This window comes from Falsiroseomonas sp. CW058, from assembly GCF_050563535.1.
Lineage (GTDB): Bacteria > Pseudomonadota > Alphaproteobacteria > Acetobacterales > Acetobacteraceae > Falsiroseomonas.
Map to the genome: position 1 here is coordinate 110,656 of NZ_JBNXUO010000004.1, position 16,032 is coordinate 126,687.

The window sequence follows — 16,032 nt, forward strand, 5'->3', positions numbered from 1 at the left end:
GAGGGGGCGACCGGTGACCGACGAGGCAGCGGAGTTCCGTGTGGCGCGGCAGGATCGCGACGATGGCGCGCCCGGCGCGACGGCGGCCTTCCCCTACGACCGCATGACCGTGGAGCGCTTCCGCGAGGCCTTCCCGCGGGCACGCTGGCGGGACGACCTCGGCGCCTGGTTCGTCCCGGGCACGCGGGCGGAACGGCGCCTGAATGCATGGATGAGCCGTGCATGGCAGGGCGTGCTGGCCCATGCGGATGGGCGCGGCCGCGACGCCCTCGCCTTCGAGCCGATCACGAGTCCCCACCTGGACGTCACCGACGACGGCTTCGTGGTCCGCACCCCGTATTCCCGCGCCGTCATCGCGGAGTTGCGGGAGGTGCCCTGGGCCCGGTGGGATCCCGCGTCGAAGGCATGGCGCGTGCCCTTCCGCGCCGTCGAGGAACTGCGCCGCCGCTTGCCCGCCATCGAGGAAGCTGCGCGCCACGCCGAGCCGGAGGCTCGACGCCAGCGCGCCGAGGCGCGCAGGACCGCGCCCGGGCATGACGAGCGGCGCGCCGAGGAGGCCGAGCGCCGCCGCCGACGCTACCCCGTGCCGGAAGACGCCCCCCCGCCGCAGGACCGCGTGCTCATGACCCATGCGGGACCCGTGGTGTTCGAGGCGATCTCGGGCGAGCCCGCCGAGGCGGCGGTCGTCACCCGCTTCTACCCCGGCATCGGCGCCGCCCCCGCCGCGCTGACCTGGGCGGCCTGGCGGCGCCCGAGCCATGCGGAGCTGGTGCAGGCCTGGCCCGCACGGACGCCCCCCGCGCCGTCCGACCTGGCGCGCGGCTGGTGGCAGCCGACGGTCAAGGTGCTGCGGGAGGAACGCCGGAAGGCCGCATCCCTGGAGCGGGCGCAGGCGACACGCCGATCCAGGGCGCGGTGACCTCGCTCCGCCACCACGCTCGTCCCCGCGCCCGGCCGGCCGGCACCAGCCTCTGCACGAAGCCCTCCGCCATTCGGGTCCGCCACGGACCTCTCCACATCAGCCGGATGTGATTGCGCCTCCTCCAGGCGCCACGCCAGTACAGGCGCGCAGGCTCGGCTGCGGCCTTCCGGAGACCCGCCCTTGGACACCACGCCCGAGATCGTCGCGCGCATCGAAGGCCGGCTGGACCGCCTTGGCCTGACGGCGGAGGAGGCCGACCGCCTGGCGGGCCTGTCGCCCGGCACGCTGGCGGCGCTCCTCCATGGCGAGGCAGGTCTGCCCCGCGGCGCGGCGCTGCGCCGGCTGGCGGCGGCGCTGGATGCGGGGGAGGAGTTCCTCCTCGGCCTCGAACCGGGCGACCTGGTCCCGGCGGAGATGCTCGAGGACCCGCAGGGCGAACTCGGGCTGCTCGCGCCCGACGAGGAGGCGCTGCTGCGCAACTACCGCAGGCTCGACATCCCCGGCCGGGCGGCGGTCAACCTGCTGGTGGCCCGCGCCGCGGGGCCCGGGCCCGAACCGGTGGAGGAGAAGGCGCCCGCCCGCAGGCGCCAGCCCCGCCGCAGCCAGCCAGGGATCGACCTGGCCGGCGGCTGACCCGCCGCCCGAAGGCGCCGGGGCGGCCGGTTCCTATTTCAGATGCGCGGCCAGGTGCTTGTTCATCTCGAACATCGTCACCTTGTCCTTGCCGAACACCTTCTTCAGCGCCTCGTCCGCCAGGATCTCCCGCTTGTTCTCGGGGTTCTGGAGGTTGCGTTCCTTGATGTAGGTCCACACCTTGCTGACCACCTCGCCGCGCGGCAGCGGCGCGCTGCCCACCACCTCGGCAAGCTGCGGCGAGGGCTGCAGCGGCTGCTGCAGGGCGTTCGGCTTCTTGCCGGCGGCGGGCTTCGCGATCTTCTTCGCCGCGGGCGCCTTGCCCTTCTTCGGCGGCTCTGCCTCGGCTTTCGCGGCCTTGGCCTTCGTCGGCTTCGCGGCGGTCTTCGTGGCCATCCATCCCTCCATGCTGCGGCCCCGCAATGCGACCCGGCCGGCAGGGCGCCGTCGGATCCCGTTGCCGGGAAGGCGGCCGGGGCCGCCGTTCCGCCCTCAACGTAATCCGCTGCGCCAGGGTTCGGCCACAGCCACGATGCGAAGGGCCGCATCCGCCGCCCGTGCCGCGCCCGCAACACCGCGCACGCAACGGCCGAGAACCGCGCAGGGAACCGCGCGTTGACGGCGCATGAGCACGCATTACGACCGCGATCACGACGATCGCCGCCCCCGCATGCCGTGGACCTTCCCCTTCGTGGCAGGCACGGCCATCGTCCTCGTCCTGCTGATGGCGCTCGCCGAGCGGTCGCTGAACTAGCGGCGACTCGGCCCGCCCGAGGCGCGTCAGGCGCGCATCCCGGGCGCGGCCAGCAGGCCGCCATGCCGCTGCGCGACATGCTCGAACAGCAGCCGGTCCTCCTGCGTCACGTCCAGCAGGCGCTGGCAGCTTCGGCTGTCGAGCGTCATGCGCCCCTGGCCGGGTGTCACGTTCTCCCGCCCCGCGACGATCCGCGGCAGCCCCAGCCAGCGCCCTGCCAACGCGGCAAGCTCCCCAAGCCGGTCGGTGGTGGCCACGGCGGCGTAGCAGGCTTCCAGCAGCGGGATCGCCCCCGCCGCGGTCGATCGTCCCGTCAGCTGCCGGCAGGCCTCCCCGGACAGCGCATCGCCCGAATCCAGCACGAAATCCGCGAAGCCGCGGTCGCGCATCGCGGCGTGCAGCGGGTGCGCGGTCCAGCTGGCCATGTAGTTGAAGGCGGAGACGAGCCGCGCGACGGGGTCCCGCAGCAGGGCGACGAAGCGTGCATCGGGCCGGCTGCGCGCCACCGCTTCCTCGAAGGAGACATGGCCCGAGACGAAGGCGCGCGACGCAACCTGGGCGGGGCCGAGCCGCAGGAAGGCCGCGCGTTCGGCGGCATCGCCGACCCGCAGCGTCGCGCCGGGCGGCAGGGCGGCCGCGATCGCGCCGTGCAGGCTCATGCCGCCGGTCTTCGGCAGGTGGATGAAGACGACCTGCACGGGGTTCAGAAGCTGCGCCACAGCGCGACCAGCGCACCATGCTCGCGCAGCGCATTCTCGCCCGCCAGGGTGGTGAAGGCGCCGGCCTGCAGGGTCCAGCTCGGCGCGACCTCGTACAGCAGGCTCAGCTGCGCCTTGGTGTACCAGCTGCTCGGATAGGCGCCGCGCCCCTCGCCGTCGGTGACCACGGTGAAGGACTGCGCCAGCACCGCCCAGGCCGGCGAGGGTCGGAGGCCGAGCGTGAGGTCGAAGCGCCATTCGTTCGGCGCGTCTCCGAAGCGGGCGCGATAGGCGGCCTCGGCGTTCATCCAGCCATTCATCTCCTGCACGGTGAAGCCGCGGCCGAGCAGCAGGCGGAGGTCGAGCTGTGCGTCGGTGTTGCCGAGCTGCGCCGGGCGGCGGTCGTCCCCCGCGCCGGGGAGGCGGCCGAGCGCCTGCAGCGCGATCACGCCCTGCCCGTCGTGCCAGATGCGCGCCCGCGCGCCGAGGTCGGTATGGCCCAGGCCCAGGTAGTCGTCCGCCGTGGCGCCCCCCGTCCGTGCGCCGAGCAGCGACGGCATGGCGATCAGCGTCACGTCGTCCGTCAGGCCGTACTGCACCAGCGCGCTGGTTTCCGCCTTGCGGTATTCGGGCAGGCGCTGCGCCGCGCCGTCCGGGCGCATGTAGCGCGTGCCCTGCGTGTAGGTCGTGGTCACGATGGCCTGGCCCGTGCCGCGCGGCAGCGTCCAGGCGGCGCCGAAGGCCATGGCGGCGGGCGCGAGAAGCGCCGCGGTCAGGATGGGCAGGCCCAATCGGCGGCGCCGGCGCGGGGCAGCGGCCAGGGCGGGCTCCGCCTTCGGCTGCCGGCGGCGCGGGTCGCGGTCATGCCCGTCGGGCCGCAGCATCCGCATCGTGTCAGCTCTCCCTCTCGTAGATGCGCCAGGGTCCGATCTCCCGCCGCAGACGATAGCCCGGAGCGCCGGCGGCGTGCAGCCGCGGGAAGGCGGCATGGACACGGTCGGGCCGCCAGGGCGGCGGTGCGGCGCCGGGATCGCGCACCGCCACGACGGCGATGTCGAGCCGCCCGGACATCGCCATCCGCCGGAAGCGGTCATCCTCGGGCTGCACCAGCCCCGCCCCGCCGCCGCGCAGCGCCGCGACCTCCGGCATGGCGGCCAGGTCGATCAGCACCTCCCCACGGCGGGGAAGCTCCGCGGCCAGGGCGCGCAGCTCCGCCAGCGGCGCCGGTGCGCCGCCCCAGCGCGGCAGGTCGAGCGCCACCGCCGCCCCGCCCGCCACCAGGCCGAACGGCAGCAGCAGCAGCCCGGCCCGCGCCGGGCCGCCCGCCCAGGCGAAGCGCGGCCCGCGCCGGAGCAGCAGCAGCAGCGCCGCGGTACCGAGGCCGAGCGCGGGCGCGGCCAGTGCCGGCGCGCCCAGCGGCACGCCGAGCGGCACCGCCAGCAGCGGCGCGGCGAGCGCGAGCAGCAGCAGCGCCGCGCCCACCTGCCGCAGCGGCACCGACCGCCAGAAGACGACGGGCAGCGCAACCAAGGCCGGCAGCCCCACCAGCGCCGCCGCCGCCAGCCATCCCGGCGCTGCCGGCGCCACCCCGTCGCCCCGAAGCGGCGCAAGGAAGGCCAGCGCCCCCGCGCCATGCGTCGCCGCCACATGGGCGAAGCCGGCCAGGCCGAACAGCAGCGGGAACAGCAGCAGCAGCAGCAGCCCGCCCGGCCCGCGGGAGATCAGCAGCGGCGGCGCCGCGACCAGCAGCGCCACCGGCGCAACTGCCGCCACCAGCAGCCCCGCCGGGTCCGAGAAGGCAAGCACGGCCAGCGCCAGCGCCGCGCCGATGCAGGCATCCACGCCGCCATGCGCCCGCAGCGACGCAAGCGACAGCGCCAGCCACCAGGACGCGGCGGCCGCGAGCGCCGGCCCCGGTCCCGATGCCACCAGCGACAGCGTGAAGGGATGCAGCGCCAGCCCCAGCGCCGCCGCGCCCGCCGCAAGCTCGCCGAAGCCGGCCCGGCGGAAGCCCGCGAACCACGCCGCCCCCAGCAGGCCGCCCGCCAGCGCCGCCGCCAGCAGCGGCCCGGGCAGCGCAGGCCGCCCCGCCACCGCCTCCAGCCCGGCCGAGAGCAGGTAGGGAAGGGGCGGGAAGGCGGTGACGAAGCGGGCGAAGGGCACGCTGCCATCGGCCGCCAGCGCCGCTTCCCCCCACTGCGCCAGCAGCCCCGCCCAGGGCCCCTGCCGCGCCAGCAACGCCCCGAGCGCCCCGGCATAGGCCGCCGCCAGCCCGAGGCCGAACAGCCAGGTCACGGCTGCGCCGCCCGCAGGCCCCGGGCGGCGTGCGTGCTGCGCGCCTCCTGCGCGACCCGCGCCTGCGCCAGTTCCGCCGCGACATGGCGCGACAGGCCGTGCTGCGTCTTCTCCCAGTAGAAGGGCCGCGTCGCGAGCTGCCACAGCGCCTTCCAGGCGGCGACCGACATCAGCGCCCAGTACCCCACCGCCGTCAGGCCCAGCGGGATGAGGTCGAGCCAGCGGCGGCGCAGCGGCGCCAGCATCGACAGCCAGATGAACAGCCCGTTCCCCGCCACAAGGTTGATGATGGCCACATAGGCCAGCGCCGGCGGCAGCAGGCCTTCGCCCGCGCCTTCCGGCAACAGCAGGAAGGCGGCCAGCACCGCCCAGAAGACCGGGTTCAGCACGCCCGACAGCGCGGTGCCGCCCACGAAGAACACGAAGGCCAGCAGCCCCACCGGCCCCATGGCCCGCCACAGCGCGGCCGGGCGGCGCGTGTGGACCAGGAAGGTCTGCATGTAGCCCTTGATCCAGCGGCTGCGCTGGCGAACCCAATTGCCCGCGCGGCAATTCGCCTCCTCGTAGGTGGTGCTGTCGATCACCGCGACGCGCCAGCCCTTCTGCGTCAGCCGGATGCCGAGATCGGCGTCCTCCGTCACGTTGAAGGGGTCCCACGCATGCAGCGCACGCAGCACCCCGGTGCGGAAGTGGTTCGACGTGCCGCCGAGCGGGATCGGCGCACCCAGCCGTTGCAACCCCGGCAGCATCAGGTCGAACCACAGCGAGTAGTCCAGCGTGAACATGCGCGTCAGCCAGTTCTCGCGCGCGTTGTAGTAGTTCAGCCGGCACTGCACGCAGGCCAGCTTCGCGCCCCCGCGCCGGAAGGCGGCCACCACCTTGCGCAGCTGGTCGGGCTCCGGCTTGTCCTCCGCGTCGTAGATGACCAGGTGCTCGCCGCGGGCGAGCTGGAGGGCGTAGTTGCAGGCCTTGGGCTTGGTTCGCGGCTGGCTCGGCGGCACCAGCACGATCTCGAAGATGCCCTCCAGCTCCATCGCCACCGCGGCGTCGATGGTCTCCCGGTCGCCCTCCTCCAGCACCAGCTTGATGTCGAGCCTGGCGGCCGGGTAGTCGAGGTTGCGCAGCGCGTTCAGCAGGATCGGCAGCACCTCGGGCTCGCGGAACATCGGCACCAGGATGGTGAAGCCCGGCAGGTCCGCTTCCTCCAGCGCCGCCGCCGCCTCGGCCAGCGCGCGGTCGGCCGCGCCGCCGTCCCGCCCCGCGCCGGCCAGCACCAGCGCGCCCCGGAACAGCAGGCTGCCGAGGTAGAAGGCCCCCATCATCGCCGACAGGACGAGGAGCGTCGCGCCGGGCGCGAGCAGCAGGCCGCTCGCCAGCGCCACGGCGGACAGCACCAGCCCCGCCGCCTGCGGCGGCGTCAGCACCTGCCGCGCCGACATCACCGGGTCGCGTTCCGCCAGGCCATGCACGGCGCGGTGCGACAGCTCCGCCGCGAAGGCGGACTGCGCGGCGCGGGACACGTCGCGCGCGGTGGCCACCGCGAAGCGCACGCGCCGACCGCACCAGTCCCAGGCGAGCCGCGCCGCGCCGGGCGTCAGGCGGCTGACCGCGACCGTGACGATGCCCTCCGCATCCCGCCGCCAGGGGATCACGCCCGCCTGCGCATAGGTGCCCGCCAGCGCGGGGTCCAGCAGCGCGGGGTCCGGCGGTTCCGCGACGAGGTCGAGGAAGGGCAGGCCGCCCGCCTCGGCCAGCGCCCGCGCATAGTCGATCGGGCGCAGCCCGGGCAGCGCCATCAGCGCGTCCTGCAACGGCACGGCGGCGCGCTGCGCGGCGTCCTCGGCCGCGGCCAGGGCGGCGTCGGTCAGGATGCCGCGCGCGACCAGCAGCCGCGCGGCCACCCGTTCCGGCGGGGCCGGGGCGCCGCCGCCATCCATCAGCCGGGCCATTCCCGGCGCGGGCGGCGGAAGGCGTAGACCACCAGCCCGACCCCGCAGAGCCAGAGCACCCCCACCACCCAGGGCCGCCAGGCGAGCAGCGGCGAGGTTTCGGCCCGCGCCTCCGGATAGGCGACGGCGACCAGCGCGGGGCGGCCCGTGGCCCAGGCGAGCGCGACGCCCTGCCGGTCCAGCAGCGCGATGTCGCCGCGGTCCAGCCGCGGCGCCGCGGCGGGCGGCAGGAAGGGAAGGTTGCGGCCATCGGGCGAGCGCACCCAGATGCCGGGCCGTCCCTCCGCCTGCAGCAGCTGCGCGGCCAGCAGCGGGGACCCGGCATCGACCTGCATCAGCCTCTCGCCCCGGCGGTCGGTCAGCTCGATCCTGCCGGCATCTAACCGCAGCCGAGGCGCGCTGCCCGCCGGCGCTTCCCGCGTGGCGGCCAGGAAGGCGCGCCCGGGGCGCGGCGCCGTGCCGGGCTCGACCGGTGTCACGGTGATGGGCGCGCCGGCGGGGGCGAGGGCGCGCAGCAGCCAGAGCGGCAGGTTCAGCGCCTCCGCCGCCAGCACGCCGCCGGGGGCGTCCACCAGCAGCTCGAACCCCTCCGCCATCGCGGGCGGCAGGCCGAGGAACTCGGCCGGCGGCGGGGCGGGGCCGAGGCGGATGGCGCTGCCCGGCAGCAACTGCGCAGGCGGGCCGGCGGCCGGCCGGTGCAGCAGCACGGAGATGCGGTTGTCGAGCCCGACCAGGCGCTCCGGCACCGGGAAGCCGATCCGCAGCCGCCCATCCGGGGGCAGGGCGGCGGAGCCGAGCAGCACCTCGTTCAGCAGGACGGAGGCGATGGCGCGTTCGGTCCCCGGCGGTCCGTTCAGCTCCACCTGGACCGCCTCGGGGCGGGTGCCCGGCGGCAGGTCGCGCGTCGAGAGGTCGAGGCTCCAGGCTGCGCGCGCCGCCTCCTGCGGGGCAAGGCTGCCGCGCAGGGCGGAAAAGGGCAGGGCACCCGCGGCCTCGGGCGGCATCTGCGCGCCCGCGGTGGCCAGGGCGGCGCCGCCGGCCGCGGCGCGCCATGGGCCTTCCAGCAGCCGCGCCGCGCCTTCCGGGTCCTCCCCCCCGATCACCAGCACCGGCAGGCCGGCCAGCTCGGCGACCGCGGCCGCCTGGGCGGATGCGCCGACGACCACCGCGCCCGTCTCCCACAGCCGCGCGCCGTCGGCGCCGCGCGCGGGCTCCGGCGCGGCGGCGGCGGCGATCCGCGCTTCCCGCCCGGTGGCCGAAAGGGCGAGCGCGATCCGCAGCGCGGCCGCGGCCTCGGCCGGCGGCAGCGCGCCCGGGCGAGTCAGCACCATCACCCGCGCCGGCATCAGCCGCAGCATCGCCTCGACCGACGGCACCACGCCGTCCGGGATCAGCAGCGCCAGGTGGCTGCCCGGCCGCGCCGTCGCCGTGCCCGCCGCGGGGCCGCCGGGCTCGACGAGGCGCAGCGTCAGGCGCAGCGCGTCCACCTCCCGCCCCAGGTCCTCGACGGGGACGGGCAGGTCGAAGGCGAGGCGCGTCGCGCCCTCGGGGAAGGCGCGGGCGTCGAGGAGCCGGCCATTGGCCCGCACCTCCACGGCATGCCGCGCCGGGAAGGGGGCGACGAGGTCGAGGTCGAGGGAGAGCCGCGCCCTCATCCCCGCCACGCTGCGCGGCAGCGGCAACAGGATGTCCCGTTCCTCGGCGCCGAAGGCCGCGCCGGTGGCGAAGCCGAGTTCGCCGATGGCCAGCCGCCTCTCGCGCGGCGGGGGCGGGGGCTCGGGCGCCGCCACGGCGGGGGGCGGGGGTGCCTCTCGCCGGATCGCGGGGGGCGGGGGCGGGGTGCGCTGCGGCGCGGCGCGCGGCTGCGGCGGCCGCTGCTGCGCCTCCGCCGTGCCGGCCAGCGAGGTGGCGAGCAGGAGCGCGGCAAGGCAACGGAGTGGCCGGTGATCGATGCGCACGGAACCTCGGCACCTCGCGGCCACGGCTGGCCGTCCGGCCGCCGCGGCCGGACGGCCAGCCGCGGCCGCGGGTCAATGTCAGATTGCCGTGATTATCCCATTCGTCGCTGCGGCGCGAAAGGGTGCGAATCGTCTCAAATTCAATAGCCGCGCTCGGGTTCCGCCAGCAGCGGGAAGGCCGAATGGACATGCGGCGCCACCACCGGGGCGGCCGGCAGGAGCTGCGACCTGTCCACCTTCGCATAGCCGGTGGCGCCGAGCAGGCCGAGGCAGGTCTGCACCTCGTCCTCCAGCAGTTCCAGCACGCGCCGCACCCCCGCTTCGCCCGCGGCGGCAAGGCCGTAGCAGTAGAGCCGCCCGATCCCCACCAGCTCGGCCCCCAGCACCACCGCCTTCACCAGGTCCGTGCCGCGGCTGATGCCGCCATCCATCCAGACCCGTGCCTTGCCGCCCACCGCCTGCACCACTTCCGGCAGCACGGCGAGCGAGCCGCGGCCGTGGTCCAGCTGCCGCCCGCCATGGTTCGAGACATAGACCACCTGGACGCCGTGCTGGACCGCGATCTCCGCATCCTCGCCGCAGCCGATGCCCTTCAGGACGAGGGTGACGTCCGGGTGCTTGTCGCGGAAGCGGGCGATGTCCTTCCAGGACAGCGCGGCCTGGAAGTTCATGCCGACGTTGCGCGCGCGCCAGTGCTTCACGAAGCGCTTGGCGATGTCGCGTTCGCGCCGGCTGTAATGGGCGGTGTCCACGGTGATGGCGAAGGCGTCGTAGCCGGCATCCACCGCGCGCCGCACATGGTCGTCGATGAAGGCGTCGTCGCCGCGGGTGTAGAGCTGGAACACCTTCGGGCCGCCTGCGGCGGCCGCCGCGCTGGCCTCGAGCCCCGGCTGGGTGACGCTGCTGACGATGATCGGCACGCCGAAATCCGCCGCCGCGCGGCCGGCGGTAGCGGCGCCGCCCGGCTCGAAGCTGTCGAGCGAGCCGACCGGGGCGAGGGCGACGGGCAGGCGGATGCGGCGGCGGCCGAGGAAGTCCGCCGTGCAGTCCACCACGCTCACGTCGCGCAGCACGCGCGGGCGGAAGGCGATCGAATCGAGCGCCGCGCGGTTGCGCTGCATCGTCGTCTCGGTCTCGGTCGCGCCGACCAGGTAGTCCCAGATATTGGCGTTCAGCCGGATCCTCGCGGCCTTCACGATCTCATGGAGAGTCTGGAACTGCTGCTGTGCCTCGGCCGACATACTGGGTCCCCCTGGTCAGGGGCGGAATGTGCAACGCGGCGGTAGCGAAGGCTACCCCGGGCGCAGGCGCCGCAGCGCCGCGAGCACCGCGGCGGCACGGGGCAGCGCGCCGAGCCCTGCGGCGGGCAGCGGCAGGCGGCGGCGCCAGTTCGGGCGTTCGCGGTCGGTGCCGGGCAGGTTCACGGCCACCTCCTCGCCTGCCAGATCCTCAGCCTGCACCAGCACCAGGGCGGAAGGCGTGCGCGCCACCAGCGCGTGGACGGCGGCGGCCAGCGCATCGTCCAGCGGCGCATCCGGCGCGGCGCCCTCCGGCAGCAGTCCCTCCGCCTCCAGCAGGCCGAGCAGCGCGGCGCGGTCCGCCGCGCGTTCCGCCATCGCCGCCCCGGCATCGGCCAGCAGGCCGAGCGCCGCGCGCTCCGCGATGTCGGCGCCGGTCCAGAAGCCGGCCAGCGTCGGCAGGTCGTGGGTGGAGACGCAGGCGGCCGCAAGCGCGGGCCAGGCAGCGGGCGGGGTGAAGGCGGGGCCCTGCCTCTCGAACCACAGCACGCGGTAGGACAGGATGCCGGCCGCCTGCAACGCCTCGCCCGTGCCCTCGGGCACGGTGCCGAGATCCTCGCCCACCACCAGGCAGCGCGCGCGCTGCGACTCCAGCGCCACCTGGCCGAGCAGGTCGGCGAAGGGGCAGGCGAGATAGGCGCCCTCCGCCCCCTTCGCCCCGTCCGGCACCACGAACAGGCGCCGCAGGCCGAGGACGTGGTCGATCCGCAGCGCCGCCGCGTGGCGCATGTTCGCCCGCACCAGCCCCGCGAAGGCGGCGAAGCCGGAAGCCCGCCAGGCCAGCGGATCGGGCGGCGGCAGGCCCCAGACCTGGCCATCGGCCGCGAAGGGATCGGGCGGCGCGCCGACCGAGAAGCCCGGCAGGAAGCGCGCATCGCCCGACCAGATCTCCGCCCCATCCGCCGCCGCGCCCACCGCAAGGTCGCGGTAGAGCCCGGCGCCGGCCTGCCCGGCCTCGGCCAGTTGGCGGTCCGCCAGCATCTGCTGGAAGGCCACGAAGGCGACCGCATCGGCATGGCGGGCGGCGAAGGCGGGGATGCCGGGCGCATCGCCGTGGCGCAACTCCTCCGGCCGAATGCGGGAATCCGGCGTCCCCTGCTGCGCCGCGAGGACGGTGTGGATGCAGAAACGGTCCAGCGCGACCCCGCCGGCGTCGCGGAAGGCCGCCAGCGCATCCCGCGCCGGGTGGACGGCCGGCAGCGCCGCCCAGGCCGCTTCGAGCACGGCACGCTTCGCGGCCCAGGCGCCGGCATGGTCCACCGCCGGCAGGGCGCGGAGCGCCGCGAAGGCTCCCTCCTGCGCGGCCAGGGCGGCGCGCACCGCCGGCAGGTCCGCCACCAGCGGCAGCGCCGCCACGTCGAGGAAGACGGGGTCGAGGAAGCGGCGGTCCGACGGGTGGTAGGGGCTGGCGCGGCCGCGATCCGCCGGGAACAGCGCATGCGGCGGGCTGAGGCCGAGGCAGCGCCGCGCCTTCCCGCCGCGCCAGGCGGGCGAGGTCCGCGACCGCGGTGAAGTCGCCGATGCCCTGGTCCCGGTCGTGCCGCGCGGCATAGATCTGCGCGGCGAGGCCGAAGCGCCGCGCGCCTTCGCCCAGCCCATCGGGCAGGAAGCAGCGCGGCGGCACGACCGCGAGGTGGCAGGACTGGTCCGGGGCGGCCTCGTCGGCCAGCAGGTGCCGCCCCTCCGGCAGGTCGGGCAGGGCGATGCGGCGGCGCGCATCGGCGGTGCCGTCCGGCCGCGCCAGCCGTTCCGTCGCCCCGTCCCCGGGCGCGAGGTCGATCAGCCGCTCCTCCCCCGACTCCAGCCGGAGGCGCAGCCGGACCGGGCGATGCGACAACGGCAGGAGGAGGCTGCCGCCCCGGCCGGCGACGGTCGCCTGCACCGGCAGGGCGCGCGGGCGCGACAGGGCGGCGAGCGACTCGCGCTGCTGCGCCGCGCCTTCCGCCGGCAGGCCCAACGCGCCGAGCAGCGCGCGCAGCGTGGCTTCCGGCACCTCGTGCCGCGCGCCGGAGATCTCGTGCCAGGACGTCGCGATCCCGGCCGCCGCGGCCAGCCGTTCCAGCTGCGCGGGATCGTCGCGCCGCGCATCCCGCCGCGCCTCCGCCAGCAGCAGGACGGACCGCGCGGGCAGGGCCGCCGGCACGACCACGTTCGACGGATCGGCGCTGTCGGCCAGCAGGCGCCAGCGGAAGCCGGGGCGGGGCGGGGGCGGGGAGAAGGGCAGCGCATCCCCGCCGTTCACCGCGACCAGGCAGCGGTCGCCCGCGGCGTGGAAGGCCGCCACCAGCGCCCGGCGCTGCGGATACTCCCACGCGGTCCCGTCCATCGGCACGCCGTCCTCGCGCAGCCAGGCGACGTCGGGGGTGCCGTCGGGGCCGGGCTCGCCGGTCAGCGGCGCGGCGTCGGTCAGCGCGGGATGGGCGAGCCGCGCGGCGACCAGGCGGCGCGCGAAGTCCAGCAGGCCACGGTCCATGCCCCGCCAGTCGAACCAGCCTGTCGGGTTGTCCTGGGCATAGGCGTTGTTGTTGCCGCCCTGGCTGCGGCCGCATTCGTCGCCCATGCCCAGCATCGGCGTGCCGCGCGACAGCAGCAGCGTGGCCAGCAGGGCGCGGATGTCGGCATGGCGGCGGGCCAGCAGGGCGGGCTCCTCGCCCGGCCCCTCCGTGCCGCAGTTCCAGGAGGCGTTGTCCTCCGTGCCGTCGCGGTTCGCCTCGCCATTGGCGTGGTTGCGCTTCGCGGTGAAGCTGACGAGGTCCATCAGCGTGAAGCCGTCATGCGCCGCGACGAAGTTCACGCTGTCGCTCAGCGGGCGGTCGCGCAGGGCGTCGGTGGACCCCGCCAGCCGCGTGGCCAGCCGCCCCGTCATCCCCGCATCCCCGCGCCAGAAGCGGCGGATGTCGTCGCGGAAGCGGTCGTTCCATTCGCCCCAGCCGGGGGGGAAAGCGCCGAGCCGGTAGCCGTCGCGCCCGATGTCCCAGGGCTCGGCGATGATCCACAGGTCGCGCAGCACCGGGTCCTGGCGCATCGCCTGGATCAGCGGCGCATCCGCGTCGAAGCTGGCATCCCGACGCGCCAGCGTGGTGGCGAGGTCTAGGCGGAAGCCGTCGAGCCCCGCCGCCAGCGCCCAGTGCCGCAGCGCGTCCATCGCGAGCCGCAGCGGCCAGGGGCGATCGAGCGCCAGCGTGTTGCCGCAGCCCGCATCGTCCACGTAGCGCCGCGGGTCGCCCGGCCGCAGCCGGTGGAAGGCGGCGTTGCCGAGACCCTTGAGCGACAGGGTCGGGCCGAGCTCGTCACCTTCCCCGGTGTGGTTCAGCACCACGTCCAGCACCACGGCGATGCCGGCGCCCTGCATCGCCGCGATGGCCGCCCGCACCTCCGCCATGCCGCCCGGCGCCAGGCGCGGATCGGGCGCCAGCGGCGCCACCGGGTTGTAGCCCCAGTGGTTCGACAGGCCGAGCGGCGGCAGGTGCCGCTCATCCACCCAGGCCGCGCAGGGCATCAGCTCCACGCAGGTCACGCCGAGGTCGCGCAGATGCGCGAGCGCGGCGGGATGGGCGAGGCCGGCGAAGGTGCCGCGGATGGCCGGCGGGATGTCGGGATGCGCCGCCGTGAAGCCCTTCACATGCAGTTCGTATATCACCTGCGGACCGCAGGGTGCGCGGCGGGGCGGGGCGGCGGGCGGCGCTTCCAGCACCGCCTTCGGGACCAGGGCCGCGCTGTCCACGGGGTCCGGCGCGTCGCCGGTGTCGAACAGCGCGGGGTGCAGCGCGAAGGGCCGGTCGAGCCGCCGCGCCCAGGGGTCCACCAGCAGCTTCGCCGAGTTGAAGCGGTGCCCGCGCCAGGGCTCCCACGGGCCTTCGACGCGCAGCCCGTAGCGGGTGCCGGGGGAGAGGCCGGCGAGGTGCCCGTGATGCACATCCCCCGTGCGGCCGGGCAGGCGGATGCGCGCGACCTCGCGCCCCGCCGCGTCGAAGACGCAGAGGAAGACGGCGGTGGCGCCCGGCGCGGGCCAGGCAAGGTTCGCGCCCTCGCCATCCGGCGTGACGCCGAGCGGCTCCGGCCGGCCGGCCGTCGCCTCAGCCCGCATCCGCCACCAGCGAGCGGTAGAGCGCGGCGTAGCGCGCGGCCGAGCGGGTCCAGGACACGTCGGTGGCCATGCCGTTCGCCTGAAGGCGTCGCCATGCGTCCCGGTCGCGCCACAGCATCGCGGCGCGGCCGATCGCGGCTTCCAGCATCTCCCGCGTGACCGGGGAGAAATGCAGCCCCGTGCCGCAGCCCGCGGCCAGCGCCATCTCATTCGCGTCGATCACGCTGTCGGCCAGCCCGCCGACATGCGCGACCAGCGGCACCGCCCCGTAGCGCAGCGCGCAGAGCTGCGCGAGGCCGCAGGGCTCGAAGCGGCTCGGCACCAGCACCAGGTCGGCGCCGCCATAGACCAGCCGCGCCAGCCCCTCGTCGAAGCCGATCTCGGCGGCCACACGGCCGGGATGCGCCAGGGCGGCGCCGCGGCAGCCCTCCTCCAGCCCCCATTCGCCGGTGCCGAGGACGGCGAGCTGCGCGCGTTCCGCCAGCAGGGCGGGCAGCGCGCCGAGGATGAGGTCCACCCCCTTCTGCCAGGTCAGCCGCCCGACGAAGCCCAGCAGCAGCGCGTCGGGGTCGGGGTCGAGCCCGAGCCGCGCCTGCAGGGCCGCCTTGTTCGCCGCGCGCGCACCGATCAACGCGGCATCGAAGGGGGCTGCCAGCCGCGCATCCCGGGCGGGGTCCCACTGCGCCACGTCCAGCCCGTTCAGGATGCCGCTGACCGCGCCCGCGCGGCCGCGCAGCAGGCCATCGAGGCCCATCCCCGCCTCCGGCGTGCGGATCTCGGCGGCGTAGGTGGGAGAGACGGTGGTGATGCGGTCGGCGTACCACAGCCCGGCCTTCAGGAAGCCGACCGTGCCGAAATACTCCACCCCCTCCACCGCCAGCGCCTGGGGCGGCAGGCCAAGGCGGTGGAACAGCGCCAGCGGGAATTTTCCCTGGAAGGCGAGGTTGTGGACGGTGAAGACCGATGGCGTGCGCCGCGGCGTGGGCGCGAAGCGCAGATAGGCGGGTGCGAGCCCCGCCTGCCAGTCATGCGCATGCACCAGGTCGAAGGCGAGCCCGCGCGGCGGCTGCGCGGCCAGCAGAGACGCAACGGCGCCGAGCGCGGCGAAGCGGATGCCGTTGTCCTCCCACTCCGCGCCGTCGGGCCCGAGATAGGGGTTGCCCGGCCGGGCGTAGAGATGCGGCGCATCGAGCGCGATAATGTCGAGACCCGCCACCTCGCCCCGCCGCAGCCGCGCGGGGCCGCCGAACAGGTCATCGACCTTGCGCAGCGCCCGCCCTTCGCCGAGCGCGGCCATCACCGCCGGGTATCCGGGCATCAGGGTGGTGACGCGGATGTCCTGCGCGGCGAGCGCGGCCGGCAGCGCGCCCGCCACATCGGCCAGCCCGCCGGTCTTGACCAGCGGCACGCATTCCGACGCGACCGACAGGACGCGCAG

The 16,032-nt window shown here is 75.9% G+C and carries 12 protein-coding genes and 1 pseudogene; 3 read left to right on the top strand and 10 right to left on the bottom strand.

Translation table 11 applies throughout. The annotated features are described in order from the left end of the window. Positions 1–13 precede the first annotated feature (13 nt). Positions 14–919, top strand: coding sequence for a hypothetical protein (locus ACK8OX_RS05410; protein WP_430662909.1), 906 nt, complete (start codon positions 14–16; stop codon positions 917–919). Between the two features lie 183 nt (positions 920–1,102). Continuing rightward, the gene (locus ACK8OX_RS05415; RefSeq protein WP_430662910.1) at positions 1,103–1,555 is read left to right on the top strand and encodes a helix-turn-helix domain-containing protein; all 453 of its coding nucleotides are present in this window, start codon (positions 1,103–1,105) and stop codon (positions 1,553–1,555) included. A 33-nt stretch (positions 1,556–1,588) separates the two neighbouring features. Here ACK8OX_RS05415 and ACK8OX_RS05420 read toward each other — a convergent pair whose 3' ends face one another. Continuing rightward, a complete protein-coding gene (locus ACK8OX_RS05420) occupies positions 1,589–1,951 on the bottom strand; it encodes an SWIB/MDM2 domain-containing protein (RefSeq protein ID WP_430662911.1) in 363 nt (120 codons plus the stop codon). A 229-nt stretch (positions 1,952–2,180) separates the two neighbouring features. Between ACK8OX_RS05420 and ACK8OX_RS05425 the strand changes: the two genes are divergently transcribed. Further along, positions 2,181–2,309 carry a hypothetical protein gene (locus ACK8OX_RS05425; RefSeq protein ID WP_430662912.1) on the top strand — a complete coding sequence of 43 codons (129 nt, stop codon included), beginning with the start codon at positions 2,181–2,183 and terminating at the stop codon, positions 2,307–2,309. Positions 2,310–2,335: 26 nt separating this feature from the next. On the opposite strand, the gene ACK8OX_RS05430 is transcribed toward ACK8OX_RS05425, so the two are convergent. The 9 genes and pseudogenes from ACK8OX_RS05430 to glgA form a co-directional block, all read right to left on the bottom strand. After that, positions 2,336–3,028, bottom strand: a complete 693-nt coding sequence (locus ACK8OX_RS05430; RefSeq protein ID WP_430662913.1) for a hypothetical protein — start codon at positions 3,026–3,028, stop codon at positions 2,336–2,338. Next, complete coding sequence (locus tag ACK8OX_RS05435) at positions 3,013–3,897, bottom strand: hypothetical protein (protein ID WP_430662914.1); 885 nt, start codon at positions 3,895–3,897, stop codon at positions 3,013–3,015. The genes ACK8OX_RS05430 and ACK8OX_RS05435 overlap by 16 nt, the downstream gene beginning before the upstream one ends. A gap of 4 nt (positions 3,898–3,901) precedes the next feature. Further along, positions 3,902–5,302, bottom strand: a complete 1,401-nt coding sequence (locus tag ACK8OX_RS05440) for a hypothetical protein (RefSeq protein WP_430662915.1) — start codon at positions 5,300–5,302, stop codon at positions 3,902–3,904. After that, positions 5,299–7,239, bottom strand: coding sequence for a glycosyltransferase (locus ACK8OX_RS05445; RefSeq protein WP_430662916.1), 1,941 nt, complete (start codon positions 7,237–7,239; stop codon positions 5,299–5,301). Before ACK8OX_RS05445 ends, ACK8OX_RS05440 begins: the two co-directional genes overlap by 4 nt. Continuing rightward, entirely contained in the window at positions 7,239–9,209 is a 1,971-nt protein-coding gene (locus ACK8OX_RS05450; RefSeq protein WP_430662917.1) for a hypothetical protein, read from the bottom strand. The genes ACK8OX_RS05445 and ACK8OX_RS05450 overlap by 1 nt, the downstream gene beginning before the upstream one ends. A gap of 140 nt (positions 9,210–9,349) precedes the next feature. Then, a complete protein-coding gene (locus ACK8OX_RS05455) occupies positions 9,350–10,450 on the bottom strand; it encodes an alpha-hydroxy acid oxidase (RefSeq protein ID WP_430662918.1) in 1,101 nt (366 codons plus the stop codon). A 51-nt stretch (positions 10,451–10,501) separates the two neighbouring features. Then, positions 10,502–12,058 (bottom strand): 4-alpha-glucanotransferase, encoded by a 1,557-nt coding sequence (malQ, locus tag ACK8OX_RS05460; RefSeq protein WP_430662919.1) that lies wholly within the window; start codon positions 12,056–12,058, stop codon positions 10,502–10,504. Positions 12,059–12,725: 667 nt separating this feature from the next. After that, positions 12,726–14,594: pseudogene (glgX, locus tag ACK8OX_RS05465) on the bottom strand (glycogen debranching protein GlgX); the annotation flags it as partial. Continuing rightward, entirely contained in the window at positions 14,584–16,032 is a 1,449-nt protein-coding gene (gene glgA / locus ACK8OX_RS05470; RefSeq protein WP_430663021.1) for a glycogen synthase GlgA, read from the bottom strand. The gene glgA and the pseudogene glgX, both read right to left, overlap by 11 nt.

What these genes read in the sequence shown, in the direction of transcription:
- ACK8OX_RS05455 (WP_430662918.1), bottom strand. Translation starts at nt 10,450, where the DNA reads ATGTCGGCCGAGGCACAGCAGCAGTTCCAGACTCTCCATGAGATCGTG.
- ACK8OX_RS05425 (WP_430662912.1), top strand. Translation starts at nt 2,181, where the DNA reads ATGAGCACGCATTACGACCGCGATCACGACGATCGCCGCCCCCGCATG.
- ACK8OX_RS05420 (WP_430662911.1), bottom strand. Translation starts at nt 1,951, where the DNA reads ATGGCCACGAAGACCGCCGCGAAGCCGACGAAGGCCAAGGCCGCGAAA.
- ACK8OX_RS05445 (WP_430662916.1), bottom strand. Translation starts at nt 7,239, where the DNA reads ATGGATGGCGGCGGCGCCCCGGCCCCGCCGGAACGGGTGGCCGCGCGG.
- malQ (WP_430662919.1), bottom strand. Translation starts at nt 12,058, where the DNA reads ATGCCGCGCGGCACGACCGGGACCAGGGCATCGGCGACTTCACCGCGG.
- ACK8OX_RS05435 (WP_430662914.1), bottom strand. Translation starts at nt 3,897, where the DNA reads ATGCGGATGCTGCGGCCCGACGGGCATGACCGCGACCCGCGCCGCCGG.